Source organism: Psychrobacter sp. CX90 (genome assembly GCF_057396305.2).
The window spans coordinates 2,337,956-2,356,090 of sequence record NZ_CM182008.1; the positions used below are offsets into that span (position 1 = coordinate 2,337,956).

At 39.5% G+C, this 18,135-nt stretch carries 16 protein-coding genes; 7 read left to right on the plus strand and 9 right to left on the minus strand.

Annotated features, from left to right (window positions below; genetic code table 11):
• Positions 1 to 318 precede the first annotated feature (318 nt).
• Positions 319 to 1,518, minus strand: coding sequence for a Na+/H+ antiporter NhaA (nhaA, locus tag AC2SLN_RS09280; protein ID WP_486548141.1), 1,200 nt, complete (start codon positions 1,516 to 1,518; stop codon positions 319 to 321).
• 684 nt (positions 1,519 to 2,202) lie between these two features.
• Here nhaA and AC2SLN_RS09285 point away from each other — a divergent pair.
• Entirely contained in the window at positions 2,203 to 3,141 is a 939-nt protein-coding gene (locus tag AC2SLN_RS09285) for a LysR family transcriptional regulator (protein WP_486548140.1), read from the plus strand.
• Between the two features lie 250 nt (positions 3,142 to 3,391).
• Here AC2SLN_RS09285 and AC2SLN_RS09290 read toward each other — a convergent pair whose 3' ends face one another.
• The 3 genes from AC2SLN_RS09290 to AC2SLN_RS09300 all read right to left on the minus strand — a co-directional run bounded on the left by AC2SLN_RS09290 (position 3,392) and on the right by AC2SLN_RS09300 (position 5,643).
• A complete protein-coding gene (locus tag AC2SLN_RS09290) occupies positions 3,392 to 3,763 on the minus strand; it encodes a CrcB family protein (protein ID WP_486548139.1) in 372 nt (123 codons plus the stop codon).
• Between the two features lie 58 nt (positions 3,764 to 3,821).
• Positions 3,822 to 4,862 carry a tRNA (adenosine(37)-N6)-threonylcarbamoyltransferase complex transferase subunit TsaD gene (gene tsaD / locus AC2SLN_RS09295; RefSeq protein WP_486548138.1) on the minus strand — a complete coding sequence of 347 codons (1,041 nt, stop codon included), beginning with the start codon at positions 4,860 to 4,862 and terminating at the stop codon, positions 3,822 to 3,824.
• Between the two features lie 142 nt (positions 4,863 to 5,004).
• Positions 5,005 to 5,643: a c-type cytochrome gene (locus AC2SLN_RS09300; protein ID WP_486548137.1), complete on the minus strand. Its 639-nt coding sequence runs from the start codon at positions 5,641 to 5,643 to the stop codon at positions 5,005 to 5,007.
• 463 nt (positions 5,644 to 6,106) lie between these two features.
• Here AC2SLN_RS09300 and rpsU point away from each other — a divergent pair, with 463 nt between their 5' ends.
• Complete coding sequence (gene rpsU, locus AC2SLN_RS09305; RefSeq protein ID WP_486530956.1) at positions 6,107 to 6,322, plus strand: 30S ribosomal protein S21; 216 nt, start codon at positions 6,107 to 6,109, stop codon at positions 6,320 to 6,322.
• Between the two features lie 357 nt (positions 6,323 to 6,679).
• Positions 6,680 to 7,129, plus strand: a complete 450-nt coding sequence (locus AC2SLN_RS09310) for a GatB/YqeY domain-containing protein (protein ID WP_486548136.1) — start codon at positions 6,680 to 6,682, stop codon at positions 7,127 to 7,129.
• A 101-nt stretch (positions 7,130 to 7,230) separates the two neighbouring features.
• Here the strand turns inward: AC2SLN_RS09310 and AC2SLN_RS09315 are convergent, their stop codons facing one another.
• Complete coding sequence (locus tag AC2SLN_RS09315) at positions 7,231 to 8,949, minus strand: M48 family metalloprotease (protein WP_486548135.1); 1,719 nt, start codon at positions 8,947 to 8,949, stop codon at positions 7,231 to 7,233.
• 560 nt (positions 8,950 to 9,509) lie between these two features.
• Between AC2SLN_RS09315 and AC2SLN_RS09320 the strand changes: the two genes are divergently transcribed.
• From AC2SLN_RS09320 to AC2SLN_RS09330, 3 genes are all read left to right on the plus strand, one after another.
• On the plus strand, positions 9,510 to 9,899 hold the full coding sequence (locus AC2SLN_RS09320; protein ID WP_486548134.1) for a sulfurtransferase TusA family protein: 390 nt from the start codon (positions 9,510 to 9,512) through the stop codon (positions 9,897 to 9,899).
• 203 nt (positions 9,900 to 10,102) lie between these two features.
• Positions 10,103 to 10,969: an RNA polymerase sigma factor RpoH gene (rpoH, locus tag AC2SLN_RS09325; RefSeq protein WP_486531103.1), complete on the plus strand. Its 867-nt coding sequence runs from the start codon at positions 10,103 to 10,105 to the stop codon at positions 10,967 to 10,969.
• Positions 10,970 to 10,981: 12 nt separating this feature from the next.
• Positions 10,982 to 11,347 (plus strand): DUF423 domain-containing protein, encoded by a 366-nt coding sequence (locus tag AC2SLN_RS09330; protein WP_486530952.1) that lies wholly within the window; start codon positions 10,982 to 10,984, stop codon positions 11,345 to 11,347.
• Between the two features lie 122 nt (positions 11,348 to 11,469).
• Here AC2SLN_RS09330 and hpf read toward each other — a convergent pair whose 3' ends face one another.
• Together hpf and rpoN are read right to left on the minus strand one after the other, a co-directional pair.
• Positions 11,470 to 11,850 carry a ribosome hibernation-promoting factor, HPF/YfiA family gene (hpf, locus tag AC2SLN_RS09335; protein ID WP_486548133.1) on the minus strand — a complete coding sequence of 127 codons (381 nt, stop codon included), beginning with the start codon at positions 11,848 to 11,850 and terminating at the stop codon, positions 11,470 to 11,472.
• Between the two features lie 578 nt (positions 11,851 to 12,428).
• Complete coding sequence (gene rpoN / locus AC2SLN_RS09340) at positions 12,429 to 14,333, minus strand: RNA polymerase factor sigma-54 (RefSeq protein ID WP_486548132.1); 1,905 nt, start codon at positions 14,331 to 14,333, stop codon at positions 12,429 to 12,431.
• 650 nt (positions 14,334 to 14,983) lie between these two features.
• On the opposite strand from rpoN, the gene AC2SLN_RS09345 reads away from it, so the two are divergent.
• Positions 14,984 to 15,871, plus strand: a complete 888-nt coding sequence (locus AC2SLN_RS09345) for a nitrilase-related carbon-nitrogen hydrolase (protein ID WP_486548131.1) — start codon at positions 14,984 to 14,986, stop codon at positions 15,869 to 15,871.
• A 45-nt stretch (positions 15,872 to 15,916) separates the two neighbouring features.
• Here the strand turns inward: AC2SLN_RS09345 and AC2SLN_RS09350 are convergent, their stop codons facing one another.
• Entirely contained in the window at positions 15,917 to 16,885 is a 969-nt protein-coding gene (locus AC2SLN_RS09350) for a tyrosine recombinase XerC (RefSeq protein WP_486548130.1), read from the minus strand.
• A gap of 84 nt (positions 16,886 to 16,969) precedes the next feature.
• The gene (gene dapF / locus AC2SLN_RS09355; RefSeq protein ID WP_486531744.1) at positions 16,970 to 17,851 is read right to left on the minus strand and encodes a diaminopimelate epimerase; all 882 of its coding nucleotides are present in this window, start codon (positions 17,849 to 17,851) and stop codon (positions 16,970 to 16,972) included.
• Positions 17,852 to 18,135: the final 284 nt, after the last annotated feature.

The window sequence follows — 18,135 nt, forward strand, 5'->3', positions numbered from 1 at the left end:
TCAATAAAAAAGTAGATATCAGTACTTCCTTTTATTTTTTTAAGATAATTTACCTATATTGATGGATTATAGACAGGATTACTTGCTATCTAATTAAGATTTAAATTTATGATAGTGAGCATAGACGGAATTTATTGACGAGTGGGATCAACAATTGTCTATTTCGTCAGTATTATTTGGTTTTTCCTACATTTAAAAAATCGTCTTAAATAAGTTATGACAAAGCATGACCTATAACAGGCTATAAAAAAAGTAGCAAGGGAATTATTGTTCCATTGCTACCTTTCTAACTAAGACCACTCTGTAATCAAACTTTAATTAGGCCTTTGTTAAGTCAATAGTTATGTCATCATCTTCATCTTTTAGCACAGATTTTAATACTAAATAACCAGCTATGCCCGATATAATTGACCCCATGATAATACCAAGCCGCTCATCGAATCCTGCTGTCGCACCGCCAAATGCAAGACCCCCAATAAATAAACTCATGGTAAATCCGACACCGCAAAGGAGAGACACTCCATAAAGTTGTTTAAAACTAGTGCCCATTGGTAATTTAGCCATACCAGACTTTATAATAGCCCAGCACATCAGCATAATGCCAACCTGCTTACCAACAAATAAGCCTGCGGCAATACCAAGTGGTACTGAATGAAACAACTGATCTATACCTGCACCTTGCAAAGAGATGCCCGCGTTCGCAAAAGCAAACAGCGGTAAGATTGCGAAAGCAACCGTACCATGTAGATCGTGCTCGAGCTCTTCAAGTGGGGAATGTTCAGGGTCATCACGATCACTCATCGGGATAAACAAAGATAGCACTACACCAGCGAGCGTAGCATGCACTCCTGATTTAAGAACGGCTACCCACATAATAATGCCAAAAAACAGATACGCAGTAATAGAGCTAACATTACGGCGATTCAGCAAGAATAAGAATGGCAAACAGGCCCCCGCTACTAACAATGAGTTAAGGGATAAATCGCTGGTATAAAATAAAGCAATAATCAAAATTGCCCCAATATCATCAAAAATTGCGATTGATACTAGGAAAATTTTTAAAGAATTTGGTACGCGATTCCCTAGTAAACTTAAAATACCAATAGCAAAGGCAATATCGGTGGCGGCAGGGATAGCCCACCCTTTTAAGTAGTCTGAACTTTGATAGTTGAAAGCAACATACACTATGGCCGGTACAATCATACCGCCAACCGCCGCCGCCGCTGGTAAGATAATCTGCTTTATATTAGATAGTTCACCCACTAATACTTCACGCTTTAATTCTAAACCAACTAAAAAGAAAAATACTGCCATCAAACCGTCATTAATCCAGTGATGAGCATCTTTATTAATAACCAGATCGCCCACTTGCACTGCGACTGGCGCATGAATAAATGACTCATACCAATTATGCAATGGTGAATTTGCAATGACCATAGCTGCAAATGCAGCAAAAGCAAGAACAATACCACCTGCTGCCTCAGACGAGAAAAAATGTTTTATCTTTTGTATCCCCATTTATCCTTTCTCACTTTTTATTCAGTTAGCATGATGGCTAGCCAACGTGTTAACATTTATTGAGTATAAAATCTCTAAATATGGTAGCAGAAAAATGTTGTAAGGCGCTATAAATCGTTTGTTAATAACATTGTTTGCTTATAATAATGACTTAAGTTATCTGGCTTTATACAAATACAATATAAATATGTTTCGAGCGACGAACAATAAAATGCTCTATCAGTGCCTCAATTTTAATCAGTGTCTCAAACTTATTTGCATACTGCCTGAAAATGCTCAGTCCAAAATGGCTAAGTAACTCGTGCTATAATCATTGTTTATACAAAAAATTAAAAGATATTTGCTTAAATACTTTTGCTTAAATACTAAGGATATAAAGCCAATTTAAATTGATACATTCCCTAATAGAGGCTGAGCCTATCCACTTCAGGTTTTATACTATAATCAGTTCATTTTAGACTGGCATAGAATCCGAACTTATATATAAATAAGCCAAATCGCAGTAACTTATGCTGATTACGAACTATGATGTTAACTGCGCTAATGTTGATATTTTTTTCAACAGATACTGTGAAGGCTCTATTCGATAGCTATATCATGATTGAATAAACTGTACAACAACCAACGTCAGAATTTATAAACCAATAACGCCTACACGCTTCATGACATAAAACGACTTAAAATATGCTCGAACTTCGACATTTACAAACATTAACTTCGCTTCGCGCTCACGGCTCTCTGGCTGCTGCTGCAGATGAGTTACACGTTACTGCCTCTGCAGTGTCGCATCAACTTAAAGAGTTAGAGAATTATTATGGTGTGCGATTGGTCAATCGGAGAACTCGCCCATTAACCTTTACCCCAGCAGGTACATTAGTACTAAAGCTGGCTGATAATATTCTACCGCAAGTGATAAAAACCAAAAACAATCTAAAACGTTTGGCACATGGTCAAGCGGGACGTTTGCGCTTAGCTTCTGAATGCCACAGTTGCTTCGACTGGCTTATGCCAATACTCAATCAGTTCCGCCGAGAGTGGTCTGATGTAGAGCTTGACTTTGCCACAGGTTTTGAGCCTGAGCCCCATCATTTATTACTAGAAGGGGATATTGATTTATTAATAACCACGAGTAATTTAGATATTGAGGGCCTCAGTTATCAACTATTATTTAATTACGAAAGCCGTTTAGTACTTTCTCCAACACACCCGCTCGCCATCAAAGACGAAATTGTGCCAACAGATTTAGTCGACCAAACCCTCATCGCTTACCCGGTAGAAGCTGAAAGGCTGGATGTGATTCAAAAATTTATGACTCCTGCAAATGTCAGCTTTGCCAATATTCGAACCACTGAATTAACAGCAATGTTAATCCAGTTGGTTGCGAGTGAACGCGGTGTTGCTGCTCTTCCAGATTGGGTGGGAGCAGAATATGAGAAAAAAGGATGGGTAGTAACCAGACCTTTAATAGCGCCAAAAACGAAGTCTGAAAGAACGAGGCAACATGATGATAACAAAAGAGGCGGGGTCTATTGCCAACTTTTTGCGGCCACTCGTCAGGCTAGCCAAGAAGTTGCATTCATGCAGGGGTTTGCAGAACTTTTAGAAGGCTTAGTCAAACCTTAACTAGGCAGAGCAGTAAACAGATCAGGGCACTTATGACAATGCGAATGCCTCAAACTATCTAGTGAAGCACTTTTTTAAATGCCCACTTTCTAGACGGTCACTTTCTAGTCGGTCACTTTCTAGTCGGTCACTTTCTAGTCGGTCACTTTCTAGGCAGGCATCTTCTAGACAGGCGCTATTAAAAATAACCGCTGACTAAACAGCCGCTTTCTATCTTGTTTGCTATGAATGACTCATAGCTGTGACTCAACTAGAGTAGCAGGCGAATGCTATAATAGCCCACTGCCGTAGCAATCAGTGTTAACCCAACATGAAGCCCTATTAAGATTAGACCGGGTATTACTTTACCCTCAGTAAGTAAGCCAAACACTTCACTACTAAAGCTGCTAAATGTGGTCAGCCCGCCGAGAAAACCAGTGATTATAAAAAGTTTAATATTAGGGTGCCATGTTTCACCCATTTTAATAAACACAACCATCGCCATACCAATAAGCAGGCCACCCAAAACGTTTGCGCCAAGCGTACCAAAGGGTACCCAACCGTGTACTAAATTAAACTTTGCCAACCATGCTCGCAAACACGCCCCAATCGCTGCACCCAACCCAACTGCTATCCATTGCATCGACATTTCTCTTTGATAGTTAGACTGAGCGCTAAGTGCTCTGTCTCAACTAAGGTTTTTAGGTTAATGATGGCAATTCGCTGATATCCCATCTCGGCACACATTTTACCGTTAAATCATCTGATTGACCGGCTTTGAGGCGTTGATACCCTGCATAAGCAATCATTGCTCCGTTGTCTGTACATAATTCTAACGGGGCATAATGAACTGTTGCATTTATCTTAGCCAGCTCAGCTTCCAACGTTTCACGAAGATGCAGGTTAGCACTCACACCACCGGCAATAACCAACTGCTTCATACCTGTTTGCTTTAATGCTTTTATGCACTTTTTGACCAAGGTATCCACCACCGCATGCTGAAAACTGGCAGCAATATTGGCACGCACTGTTTCATCCGATTCAGATCCCTTGGTATCTTTGATTAAATTGTGAACAGCAGTTTTCATACCACTAAAAGAAAAATCTAATCCTTTATGTAGCATTGGTCTTGGCAAATCATATGCCATCTGATTACCTGATTCTGCAAGCTTAGCAACATTCGGCCCGCCAGGGTAAGGCAACCCTAACATTTTAGCCATTTTATCAAAACATTCACCGGCCGCATCATCAATACTTTCGCCTAATATCTCATATTCGCCAATCGCATGCGCTGATACAAGCAAGGTATGTCCGCCTGACACAAGTAACGACACAAAAGGAAATTTAGGGGGCTTAGGACCTAATAGAGGGGACAACAGATGACCTTCCATATGATGTATGCCAATTGCGGGGATATCCAAAGCATAAGCCAAGCTACGCCCAAATAAAGCACCCGTCATAAGAGCACCGATAAGCCCAGGACCTTTAGTGAAGGCAATAGCATCAATTTCATGCTTACTAATCTGACACTGCACCAATAGCTCATTAAAAAGTGGCACAAGTTTGCGAATATGATCACGACTGGCAAGCTCTGGCACCACACCCCCATAGGTAGCGTGCAGTTCGATTTGGGAATACAGTACCTGCCCCAGTAAGCCATTACCGTCATGGTTCACTCTCTCGCTGTCAAATATAGCCAGACCTGTTTCGTCACACGATGTCTCTAAACCTAAAACTTTCAAGCATCACCTTTGAATATAATAAAAAAATATCGCCATTAAAAAAACCATCAAAACAAGACTGTAATGATGGTAGTTTAGCAGAATAAGCCTACTATTTTTAGGTCAATAATCAGTCCATCACACCAACGTATGCGAAATGATATCAGCTAGATTGTTGAATCATATAATCTACAGCTGCGGCTACTTGTTCAACTGTAACGCCATTAACTGCTTGAGCTGGCATTTGATTAAACCCTTCAGCAGAGTGTTTTACTAAAGTTGCTTTATCATTAGCTGCTGTACGAGTCGCCCAAGCTTCTTTATCACCAAGTTTAGGTGCATTTAATAAGCCAGTTGCGTGGCAGGCTTTACAAGCCTTTTCATAAAGCTGTTTCCCTGCATCAGCAGATAATGTAGAGTCCGCTGCAGTTGCTGGTTGCGCATTTGTTGTATTACTATCTTCGGTCTGCTGGGCACCATCAGTTGACTCGCCCTCTCCATTACCCACTCCAGTATTGGTACCCTCAGTATCAGTAGCATCGGTATTATTAGGAGTATCACCACCCTCACTGCCAGCGTCAATATTGACGTTATCCAGCTCTAATTTGACTGGTTCTGGCGCATTCTTTTTGGCCATTTCAGCTGCTTCTTCAACTTTATCGACAGCGCTGGCTTCATGGTGTTCCTCCCCACTACTACAGGCTGTCAAAGCTAAACTGGTACTGAGCATTACTGATAATAATGTCAAGGTGCGACCAGAAGACTGACCAAGCTTTTTATTTAACTGAGCGATAACTGACATACCTATCTCCTAAAAGGCTAGCCTATCAGCGTTAACCCTATTAATTGCATTTCTACGGTGCAACCAATAAAACTCTTTCTATCCGTTAATCACTGACAAGCGGGCTAAAAACAATGGTTTTGTTAGTTTATTTTGTAGATTTATAATACCACATACCTATTTAAACACCTATAAAAATTAAGGGATTTTTTATAGGCTGTGTTTGGTCACAATGTCTTGATAATGAGGACGAGCCCATCAACCTAAAATTTTACCCATTGACCTTTATATTGCTTTTATAGTATAATCTCGCCCTTGCTAAAAAATTTATGAGTCTAGCACTTATTTTAGTTTTTGAAAGTTTGATTCTAGCAAGAGCTGATGCCACAACTTATTGAGACCATGTGGCTATATTTCAACTATTACAGCATTGCTAATGTAACCTGTCTCTAAAACCCAATTATGACTAATCCAAGGAGTCTGCATGCCTTCAGTTAAGGTTAAAGAAAACGAACCTGTTGATATCGCTATTCGTCGTTTCAAACGTGCTTGTGAAAAAGCAGGTGTTTTAGGCGATGTACGTAAGCGTGAATTTTATGAAAAACCAACGCAAGTGCGTAAGCGTAAGAAGGCAGCAGCCGTTAAGCGTTACGCTAAAAAGCTGCAACGTGAGTCCATTCGTACTACACGTATGTACTAATCAAATTTACTAATCAGTTTCGTCTGATTAGATGTTGATTACAAACCACCTTATTTTGTCGTTGCTGTCACTGAATATGTGATTATGACGTCATAATAAAGGTGGTTTTTTTATGCTAAAATTTTATCAACATGATCCATTTATTTTAAACACGACATAGCCGAATTAGTCTAAAATATCTATCAAGGAACTGAGTATTTATACTGAACTGATTGAGTGCTAATAGCTGATGAATTAAAGCAGGTAAGATTAACCCAATAACCGTTAATAATTACATTGACTATAACATCTATCTATACGGTACTGCCTTCTAGCGTTTCGATTACCATAAAAGTTAATGACAATAAAGGATTCACAATGAGCCAATTAAAAAATGAGATTACTGAGCAAGTTAAAACGTCTATGAAAGCTCGTGAGCTTGAAAAGGTCAAAGTACTTCGCAATGTTCAGTCCGTTATCAAACAAATTGAAATTGATCGAAAAATCGAACTGGATGATGCAGGTGTATTAGAAATTTTACAAAAGCAGCTTAAACAGCGTCAAGAATCATTAACTGTCTTTAAAGACAATGGGCGTGATGATTTGGCTCAAAAAGAACAGTTTGAAATTGATATTATTAATGAATTTATGCCGCAACAAATCACAGAAGAAGAGCTAAACGTTTTGGTGTCAGAAGAAATTGCGTCTCAAGGAGCCGCCTCTATGCAAGATATGGGCAAAGTCATGGGTGCGTTGAAAGCTAAAACTGCGGGCCGAGCGGATCCTGCCTTGATTTCTCAATTAGTTAAAAAAGCACTTATGAATTAACGAATACTGTCTTGTCGTTCTATCCAATAATTCTCTAACGTTTGCCTAATAGATAACTAACTAATAGATAACTAAGTAGTTAGATAACTGTCTAATAATGGTTAGGGCCGAAAATCTCTAGCCATTTTTACGGCTTCAATCTCACTATCAATATTTGCTAACAAGGGTAGTAAATTATAAGCGCCACTGTTACTCATGATTTTACTATCTGTACTCTTGTTTATACTACCCTCACTCAAAGTCTTTGCCTGTTTTAAAGACACTAAGGCATCATTATATTTTCCTTTCCATAACTCCCCTTGCGCTCGATAGCGCAAGGCATTAATAGTGGCAATTCTTGCCATCATTGTATCTGAGTTAGAGTTCTGTGCAGCCATCACTTCATACGCATGCTGCATTCTAGAGAGTATGGCCACATCAGGGGGCCGATTGTGCATCATAGGTTTCAAACTTGCTAACACTTCTCTAGGTTTTCCGAGTTGCAACCAAATATCAGCTAAGTATAAGCGCAGGTCTTGACGCTCAGGATATAATTGATAATAAGGTTTCAAAATCATTTCAGCCTGCTGCCACTCTCCTCGCATACCAGAAACTTGTGCCCTAGTGATAGCAAGTAGTATCTCAACACTTGATTGATGAATAGCTTTACTATCTAAGCTTGAGTTAGCCAAACTTTTCTTTAATTTATTAAGAATACGCTCACAATCTGAATAACGTCCCTGCGTGCCATACCAATAAGCCAAAGCAAGCTGCGCACCTTTACTTGATTGAGCAGCTGAAAACAGCTCTGCTTCGTTAGTTTGTTTGGTTAAAACTTTTATGCGCCATTTAAGCAACTCAAAATCATCTTGCCCATATAGCTTGCTAAAATGTGTTGTTTTATAGCGATTTGCTCGGCTCTGGGCCTCGCTTAAACGCTCAGAGCTCAGCGGATGGGTCATAATAAAACTCGGTAAGAACGCCTGCTTACTCATATTGAGATGCGATTTTTTATTCAATGTGGAAAAAAATCTAGGCATTGCTCTAGGGTCATATCCAGACTTTGCCATTAGTTGCATACCAATGCGGTCCGCTTCACGCTCATTACTGCGACTAAAAGACATTTGACTATCCATCGCTGCCGTTTGACTTCCCATCATAATAGCAGCGGCAGCATCGCCATCAGCCATTGAAGCAGCTATAGCAGCCAATAGTCCACCAACCTGTAACAACAGTGCTTTTCTATTAGCCTCATCTCGATGCTCATAATGACGCTGGCTCAAGTGAGCAACCTCATGAGCAATGACGCTAGCTACTTCATCAATGCTATTAGCAGCCAAAACTGTACCTGTATTAATCCCCATAACACCACCAGGAATGGCAAAGGCATTTATCGATGGATTGTTGACCACCACTAAAGCCAACGGTGCATGCTGTCGAGCTTGTGCATTAATTTGCCACGCTAAAGACTCAAGCATACTTTGCGACCAAGGATCGTCTAACATGCGCGCATTCGCATTTAGTTGTCGCAAAGACCATTCGCCCAACGCTTTGTGTCTATTTTGCTCAATAAATCGACCACCCTCGCTAAGCTCTGGTAACTCAAAGCTTGGTCCCTGTGGATTGCCATTAGCCTCCACTGAATAATCACTAAACGATATTGATTGAGTATAGGTTGTTTGCGGTTGCACGCCTGCATAACTGTTGCTGGCTAAAAACGGCAGTACAATCAGAAGCACAGCTTGAAGCTTATTAGAGTTCGTATATTTCAAGCACATATGATGGACTTCACTGTTAAGCGCTTCATTATTCACAGGTCCAAATTTATTAATATTTTTCATCATAGAGCCCTGTATTTGTATACGTTAAGGCGTATCAGATATTTTTTCATTGGTAAACTTTTATATATTTTATTATTTAATCACTCTAAAAAGTTACCGCTAGTTTATTGAAAACTTTGGAAATCATTGAAGCTAAAATAACTATCTGAACTCAGACGATCCGCTAAACTCAAACGAGGATCTAAACCTAAACAAAGACCCAACCTCAAACAGTCATCATAGCGATAAAACCTTATACAACCCTATCACGTATGTAACTTTATATGATTCCCTGCCTTTTAGGATTAAGTAATAGATCTCAGAAATACGACCTACTACTATAATGAACCGCAACGATCAGACTCACGCCAAAACCTAGTATCTCTCTTTTACCTAAAATTTAAAACCTTACTAATTTAGAATGTTCACACTTTAAAAGTTCACTTTAGGTCATAGTAATTTTTAAAACTAGCAGGCTGCTCAAAAATACGTCATTTTGTATATAATTTCACTTTTACATAAATCAACTGTTAAAATACTCATTGCTATACGTCTTGAGTAAACCATTAATGATTCCCCTTATGATACATATAGAACTATCCGAGACTAAGCAACACGCTCTTGTAAGCCGATGTATTGAGTCTCTTGAGCACTCTGATAAACTCACTCTTGATAGGCTGCAAAAACCCTGCTATATCACTGCATTAGTGGATGGCTTAGGGCTTGCCTGCCCCCTACCGTTACTTAAAACAAAAATCGCTTTACGATCTATGTCTGTAGGCGAAAGTGTATATGTTCTGGCTACTGACCCAAATTCTCAGCTTGATCTTGCTGCATTTTGTCATCAAACCGGGCTTGATATCCTATTGAGCACTCAATCAAGTATCGCCAGTGTAGATACCTTTGATAATAGATTGGAAAAACTCGATACAATCTTTCACGTCATCATTACCAAAACAGATGGTAACTAGGGGTAACTATCCTTTACAATAGACATTAATTAGGTTAATAGTCGCAAGGTCATTTCATGACAACTCATACAAAAAACAATGCAACGCAGTCAAATACTACAGCTAATACTGAAGCATCGCTGGCTGATGTGGTATCGGAAGATACTGAAAATAATTGGGTAAGTGAACATCCCAATACTAGCACTCGTGATCTTGTTCCTGCAATGCCTGTCAATTTAACCGCCCCAGGTGTTAACTTAGGTGCTTATATTAATACCGTTCACCAAATTCCAATTTTAACCACCGAACAAGAACAAGAGCTAGCACACCGCTATTATAATGAGGGCGATGTTGATGCTGCCCGAATTTTGGTTATGTCTCACTTGCGTTTCGTTATACACATTGCCAGAAGCTATTCGGGTTATGGCTTACCTCAGGCCGACCTGATTCAAGAGGGCAATCTTGGCCTTATGAAGGCAGTAAAACGATTCGATCCTAATAAAGGGGTACGATTGGTATCTTTTGCGGTACATTGGATTAAAGCTGAAATACATGAATTTGTGATTCGCAATTGGCGCATTGTAAAAGTAGCGACTACTAAAGCACATCGTAAGCTTTTCTTTAACCTAAGGAGTCTTAAAAAAACCAATAATCGCTTGACCCTTGAAGAAGCAGATGCCATTGCTAAAGACTTAAACGTTACTCGTAAACAGGTTTTAGAGATGGAGTCTAGGTTAACTTCTTATGATGCCTCATTCGAAGCCCAATCCAGTGATGAAGATGATGGACATTATGCACCGCAGTTGTTCTTAGAAGATGGTGTGGATCCTGCTGAGATGGTTGAAGATGCCGATTGGGAAGAAAATAATACCAATGCACTGATGAATGCAATGAATACTTTAGATGAGCGCTCACGTGATATTGTTGAGCAGCGATGGCTGTCTGAGCAAAAGTCCACACTGCATGAGCTAGCAGCGGTTTACGATATTTCAGCTGAGCGCGTGCGTCAGATTGAAAAAAATGCAATGGAAAAAATCAAAGAAGCAATGACTATTGACAGTGTCATTATGCCGAACGAAGATTTTGACTAATATGGTGGAGTTATGAATTGGGTTGGTATAGCCTCAGTCAATCTCGCTATTTCAGTAGCGCTTGGTGCTTTTGGTGCTCATGGTATTAAAAGTAGCGCTACTGCTGAGCAATTTGCTTGGTGGCAAACTGGCTCCCAATACTTTTTTTATCATGCGCTTGGTCTTTTAATCGTTGGGCTTCTTATAAAGCTTAATTACACTACTCAAGCTACTGCATGGCTGATACAAATTGGTATAATCATTTTTTCAGGCAGTCTATTTGTAATGGCCCTAGGCGCACCTAGATGGTTTGGAGCGATTACCCCTATTGGTGGTACGTTAATGATATTGGGCTGGGTTTGGCTTGCAGTAACCAGCTTTCGATTAAGTTCTATATAGTTAGACTTTCAAATCTCGGTTATTGATTGAAAAAAGACTTTAATCTAAACAATTAAAGTCTTTTTCTGATTATTAGCTTTTAGTATTTGGTACTATTAAGGTACCTATCAATTAACTTTAGATCAGGCAACTTCAGAATCAGAACCTGTGTCAGAGTCGGTAGAAGATTGCCCATACGCTAATTCTCTTTTAGATGAGCGGTTGCCCCTCTCCATTCTAGTCTTATACTTTCTTACTTGACGATCTAATTTGTCAGCCATAACATTGATGGCCTTGTACATATCATCTTCCTGCGCTTGCACAAACATTTCTTGACCTGAGACGCGCATTATTGCCTCTGCTTTGTGGTTATTTAAATCACTATTACTATTTTCTATAGATAAAATAACCTTAATGGTCTGAATTTGGTCAAAGTGGCGTTCAACTTTAGATAATTTATCCATTACCGCCTCTTTTAAGGCCTCAGTTACACTAATATGATGACCACTAACTGAAATATTCATACGCTTAAATCCTTATGTTGTTTGTAGAGGTTATAAATACCTCAAGCAACTTATTAACAGACAGTTTAATGAACAAAACCAAATAAATATAAAGACTCAAAATCAATGTAATTTTGGAGGTGTTCATTAATATACCGTCATATTAATTTCTTTATTGCTTCTAATACATGACGGTACGTTAGAAATCACTCAACTTAATATCCTTATTAAGCCAGCTTACCTATTTATATTATATTTATAGAACAATATTTATATCAGGTAAGCATCTTTAATTTGTCATGAATTTACAAAACAAACAAGCGTATTTAGTGTAAATATTTGTAAATATAACTGTTAATATTTCTATAAGTCGATATAATCGAAAAATTTTGTCTTTATGCTACGGCTTGGCAACCGTATATAGGTTTATTATTGTCCACATAATAGGAGACGACAATAGCTTGCACCCGCCGCTTGGCACTTTCAAGATATGGGCAAGGTATTCGAATCGATCAAAGCGATTAACTTAACTAATTAATGCGTATAATAGGTTAATATAGAGGGTTTTGAGTAACGAGAAGGCAATTGATAAAATGGATTTAGAATTTTATCTTACGCTGGGTTGATGAACCAATATTCATAGCCTCGCGATACTTAGATACCGTGCGCCGAGCAATGTCTATACCTTCGTTTTCGAGATGCTCTTGAATCGCCCTGTCTGAAAGAGGTTTCTTTGGATCTTCGCTATCGATTAAGTGTTGGATCATGGCACAAATTGCAGTAGAGGATACATCACCCTCACTACTGGATACGTGCGATGAGAAAAAGTATTTTAACGGAAATAAACCTTTTGGCGTTAATATACTTTTACTGGTTGTTAACCGTGAAACAGTAGACTCATGGAGGTCGACCGCCTCAGCTATGTCTTTTAAAATCAGAGGCTTCATGGCGGTAGGACCTTGGAGCAAAAAATCTTGCTGACGTTCAACAATCCGAGTGGCTACTTTCAGTAAGTTTTGGTTTCGCTCTTCAATACTACGAAGAAATAATCGTGCATCAGTCAGATTATCACGTAAATAAACATTGTCTGGACTGTCATCACCCCGCTTTACCAAATTAGCATACTCTTTATTTATTTTGAGCTTAGGTAAGGTATCAGGGTTTAGCTTAACCTGCCAAATAGGAGCACTATTATCATCTTGTTGAACCATACTAACCAACACATCAGGAACGTCATAGCCGGCAAGAATTGTGCCATAACTTGATTGGGTATTTAAAAACGCGGTACCTGGCGAAGGGTTCAGTTTGCGTATCAAAGCTAAGCAGTCACTTATTTCATTTCTTTTGACACCGGTCTCTTTAATTAAGGCCTTAATGTTATTACTGACTAGATACTCATACTTATCTAATAGATTAATGGCTAGATTTCGATAGGGTGTTTTTTCAGGAAGCTTTCTCAATTGAATCTGTAAGCATTCGGCTAGATTTCGAGCACCAACCCCTAGCGGCTCACAAGATTGAATGACATGGAACATCATCTCTATTTGTTCATAGTCTATCGTCTCATCCCATTGATAAAAGCTAGACATGGTATCAAAGTTTTGTTTAAGCTCATCAATTTCAATCCGAATAAAACCAGACTCATCCATTGCATCAATTAAGTAGTTAGCAATTAAAATATCGATATTTGACAAATGCTTAAAGTTTAGTTGCCAACGGATGTGATCTTGAAGATTAGCAGAGGTAGCACCTTGGTAATCATCTATGTCATCAAAGTCTCGACTGGCTAGGCCGGTTGGCGCATGCGTGTACACTTCGTCCCAGTTTGTATCAATTTCATACTCACCAAGCGTGTTTTCTGCCATATTTTCGCTAGTGTCTTTGACATCTTGCTGGTTACTCTCTTGCTTGTCATTATATTGCTTGTCATTATATTGAAAGTCACTTTCTAGATAATTACTTTCTAAAGAATCACTATCTTGATTAGATTGGACTTTATCGCTTGATGACTTTAGATCCGACAACTCCATTAGGGGGTCTGTATCAAAATTATAATCCGCGCTTAAATCTGTTAAATCACTATTTAGGGGCTCACTATTCTCTGAGCCATTAAGCTCTGTATTATGACCCTGAGCATCATCACGAGATAAAGCAGTGGATGACGCATAGATATCTATGTCAGCGTTAGTCTCAAATGGTTCATCATAAGCATGTTCGTACTTATCATTATCGTATTTATCATTGTAACTATCATCATGTACAAAATCTGAATCTGACTCCAAACGCGTTAACTCTTCAATGCTATCAAAGTCATCGGCATTTATAGTCTCCTCTTCCACACGCTCAAGTAGTGGATTACTATCCAGCTTCATTTGCACTTCTTGTTCCAGCTCAACACTTGACATCTGCAACAGCTTGATAGCTTGTTGCATCTGGGGGGTCAGCTTTTGAGAGGTTGATAGCGACGTGGTTAAATTGCTACCCAAACCAAATGAAATACTCATGATAGGTTTACTTGTTATTTAGAGTTGTTTTTAATATAGACGAAAGGATTACTTGATATGTTAAAGTAAAAGCTTTTATAAGCCACAAGTTAGTGATAAAACTCTATTTGTAAAATTGCCCTGCATATATCGTGTCATGCCTAGGTATCGTTTTTTGTTGCTTTTGTTTATTGCATAAGTATCGTTTATAGCTGTTGTAAATTAAATATAGCACGCTAGTATAGTAATATGACATGCTACAGATAGAGCATCAAAAAGCATAATCTGCTAACTTACAATGAACAAAAAAACCGATAAAACATAAGCTTTAAAGGCGTAAACGGTTACCAAAATTTTGTTGATTTTAAGGAACCAGTGTTAAAAATGACATAGACTAATTGAATACAATTTGTTAATTTATTTCGAAAATGGCTGTCAATTGGTTACCGTTTTCAGAGTTCAAATAATTTCAAAGACAATATCACCTAATTCTATGCTAGCCTAACTAGGCTAATAATAGTATCGCAGTTATGCAGCAGTGCTATTGCTCCGTCGAATTGCATACCACAACCCAAGTCTATTACTGACACCCAGTTAAAAGATAAGATTAACAAAAAACGGTCTATTAATTTTCATTTAGCTAGCTTACTTATAAAGAGTGATAATTTTCTATGAATCAACCCATAATCGGATGTGTTCAGCTTAATAGCCAAAAAGTGATTGATGATAATCTATCTATTATAAGCAATGCAACCAAAAAAGCTGAGCTTGAAAGTGTACACTTACTAGTTTTGCCTGAAAATGCTTGTAAGATGGGCGGACAAAAAGAACTTGGCGAAAGATTTGATGAAATATCAACATGGTATGCCAATCTGGCTGCTAAGCATCAAATGTTCATTTTGGCCGGTACGCTACCATGTCCCTACCGTCCTGATGGCACGCTTGTACCAAATGATAAACTAAGACAAGTAAGCCAGATGTTTGCACCTGACGGCAAACGCATCGCCCGTTATGATAAAATACATTTGTTCAAAGCCGAGGTAGCTGACAGTACGGGTAGCTATGACGAAGGTCGCACATTTGAAGCCGGTAATACAACGGTCGTTGCCACATGCGATATGGCCAATTTACTTGGCAGTACAAACACCACTATAAATACACGACAACTATCTGTAGGGATGATGGTCTGTTTTGATCTACGCTTTCCAGCATTAGCACAGCGGTTACATCAAGCAGGAGCAGATATTTTGACTGCGCCCTCTGCATTTACCTATCAGACGGGTAAGGCACATTGGGAGCTACTACTTAAGGCTCGAGCTTTAGATGCGCAGTGTATGTTAGTCGGTTCTGCTCAAGGGGGTACTCATTATGGTAATAACTCGAGCCGAGATACTTGGGGTCATAGTGCTATTGCCAACGCAAATGGCGAGCTGATTGCTAAGATTGATCAAACCAAACTATCGACAGAATATGCTTTAATTACCACACCCTTTGACAAGCAGGCACAGCAAATCTGGCGGCAAAATATGCCAATTCATCATTGTCATCGTTTGTGTTAAATGGTTACCGCTTATGGTAGGCAAGATAAGCTAGGCTCATTTAAATTATTGCTTACTACCATAAATGACCTTATTGTGTACGGCTCTAGGATGCGCTTTATCATATACCTGAGTTAGCTTAGCGAAGTCAACATGGGTATATATTTGCGTGGTACTAATATTGCTGTGTCCTAACATCTCTTGTACCGCTCGCAAATCGCCACTGCCAGAAAGCATATGCGATGCAAAACAATGGCGCAATAAATGTGGATACATATTTTGCGCAATGCCTGCTCTCGTTGCGACTACTTTTAAACGCTGCTGTACAGCACGAGTGGTAAGCCGTGTTCCTAACTTTTCACTAATAAATAAAGCGGTATCACCTTGCTCTTCCCACAAATACCGATGTGGCAAATAAGTGGTAATTGCCTGTAGTGCCTTTTGACCCACAGGCACTAAACGAGTTTTATTTCCTTTTCCGGTTACCCTTATCTGCCCTCGTTCGCCGCTTGCATCTACTCTCAAATCAGAAACATCTAAACTTACCAACTCGCCAACACGTAGGCCACTACTGTATAGAAGTTCAAACATGGCTTTATCACGTATCCACAACCTCGCTTGCTCAGGCGTATCGGGCATTGGTTGCTCTAATAGCTGAGTGATAAGGTCGCCATCAGCGATAGACGGTAGAGGTCTAGGCGAGCGTTTAAGCTTATAACCCGTCGTTGGATTGATACGTGCCAGCCCTTGCTCAATCATCCAACTATAAAAATGACGAATGGCAGACAGCTCTTGCTGTAAGCTGGATATGGCTAATGCATCTCTCTCCAACCGATTGCCAATATGCTTCGCTAATTGTCGTTTATCACAGCGTGTCCACGTCAGCCCTGCTTGCTCAACATAACATGCCAATTGGTATAAAGCAGCATAATAGGCATCAATGGTATGCGGAGATAAACTGCGTACAGACAGCTCGTTTAACCATCGTTCCACTGGCTCTAACAGTGCTACCATATGTGGCGACATATCACTCATAATATCGATATCCTCACTATTGATATCCACACTATCGATATTATGAGTGTCTTGCTATTGCTACTGTCGCTGGCCTCTTCTACCTTAATCATCTATCTTGACACCAGCCTGTGCCATCAGTCCATCGGGACTAAATACACCCTCATACACAAAGGCTGTCGGTCCCGTCATCATTACTGAATAACCAGGTGACCAACTGATAAGCAAACTGCCACCATATAACTGGGCGCGAACGTCTTCAGCTTCATCTAACCAACCTTCACGAATACCTATAGCAACAGCTGCACAAGCACCTGTACCACACGCTTGGGTCTCGCCAACCCCTCGCTCATACACACGCAGACGAATATGACGCTGATTCATAATCTGCATAAAACCCACATTAACCTTTTCAGGAAATGCTGGGTGCGATTCAATGGCTTTACCTAATTTTTCCACATCCGCCTCTAAAATATCATCGACTTTAATAACAGCATGTGGGTTTCCCATACTTGCCACATACAACTGTACAGGCGTACCCTCAACATTCAGATGATATGCATTTTGAATCTTTGTAATGGCTTTTGGTTTAAAAGGTATCTCTGATGGCTCAAACCTTGGCTTACCCATATCAACTTGTACCCATCCATAACTGTCGGTACTTAACGTTAAAATTCCTGACTTAGTCTCTACACGAATGCGCTGTTTAAACGAAAGTTTACGGGCTTGTACAAATCGCGCAAAACAGCGAGCACCATTGCCGCACTGTCCTACCTCAGTACCGTCTGCGTTATATATACGATAACGAAAATCAACATCTGGACGCATGGGTGGCTCAACCACTAACAACTGATCAAAGCCGATGCCGCGATGGCGATCGCCTAAAAGCTGTATCATTTGTGGGGTCAAATCTAAACGCTGCGTTACAAGGTCAATGACCATAAAATCGTTGCCCAGACCGTGCATTTTAGTAAATTCAATAAGCATAGTTTGTCCTTAACTTTGATATTTATTCTATCTTAACATGCAGATTATGACATTGATAATATTGAACTGTTGGAATTGGTTTAGCTTAATTAAGTGAACCTGTGTGTAGCTACATTCAATTAAATCTGACTAAATCGCAATGGTTAAGGTCTATCCACTATAGTCAAAGAACTTTAAAGTAGTCACAAGGCAACCGAGTGCAAGTACTACTGAAGTAGGCTTAACGAGGTTAACACCGTGACTCTTTATAAGTTCGCCGACTATAAAGGTCTATCCACTAAAAA

Coding starts and splice junctions, on each gene's coding strand:
- nhaA (WP_486548141.1), bottom strand. CDS start 1,518: ATGGGGATACAAAAGATAAAACATTTTTTCTCGTCTGAGGCAGCAGGT.
- AC2SLN_RS09285 (WP_486548140.1), top strand. CDS start 2,203: ATGCTCGAACTTCGACATTTACAAACATTAACTTCGCTTCGCGCTCAC.
- AC2SLN_RS09290 (WP_486548139.1), bottom strand. CDS start 3,763: ATGCAATGGATAGCAGTTGGGTTGGGTGCAGCGATTGGGGCGTGTTTG.
- AC2SLN_RS09300 (WP_486548137.1), bottom strand. CDS start 5,643: ATGTCAGTTATCGCTCAGTTAAATAAAAAGCTTGGTCAGTCTTCTGGT.
- rpsU (WP_486530956.1), top strand. CDS start 6,107: ATGCCTTCAGTTAAGGTTAAAGAAAACGAACCTGTTGATATCGCTATT.
- AC2SLN_RS09310 (WP_486548136.1), top strand. CDS start 6,680: ATGAGCCAATTAAAAAATGAGATTACTGAGCAAGTTAAAACGTCTATG.
- AC2SLN_RS09315 (WP_486548135.1), bottom strand. CDS start 8,949: ATGAAAAATATTAATAAATTTGGACCTGTGAATAATGAAGCGCTTAAC.
- AC2SLN_RS09320 (WP_486548134.1), top strand. CDS start 9,510: ATGATACATATAGAACTATCCGAGACTAAGCAACACGCTCTTGTAAGC.
- rpoH (WP_486531103.1), top strand. CDS start 10,103: ATGCCTGTCAATTTAACCGCCCCAGGTGTTAACTTAGGTGCTTATATT.
- AC2SLN_RS09330 (WP_486530952.1), top strand. CDS start 10,982: ATGAATTGGGTTGGTATAGCCTCAGTCAATCTCGCTATTTCAGTAGCG.
- hpf (WP_486548133.1), bottom strand. CDS start 11,850: ATGAATATTTCAGTTAGTGGTCATCATATTAGTGTAACTGAGGCCTTA.
- rpoN (WP_486548132.1), bottom strand. CDS start 14,333: ATGAGTATTTCATTTGGTTTGGGTAGCAATTTAACCACGTCGCTATCA.
- AC2SLN_RS09345 (WP_486548131.1), top strand. CDS start 14,984: ATGAATCAACCCATAATCGGATGTGTTCAGCTTAATAGCCAAAAAGTG.
- AC2SLN_RS09350 (WP_486548130.1), bottom strand. CDS start 16,885: ATGAGTGATATGTCGCCACATATGGTAGCACTGTTAGAGCCAGTGGAA.
- dapF (WP_486531744.1), bottom strand. CDS start 17,851: ATGCTTATTGAATTTACTAAAATGCACGGTCTGGGCAACGATTTTATG.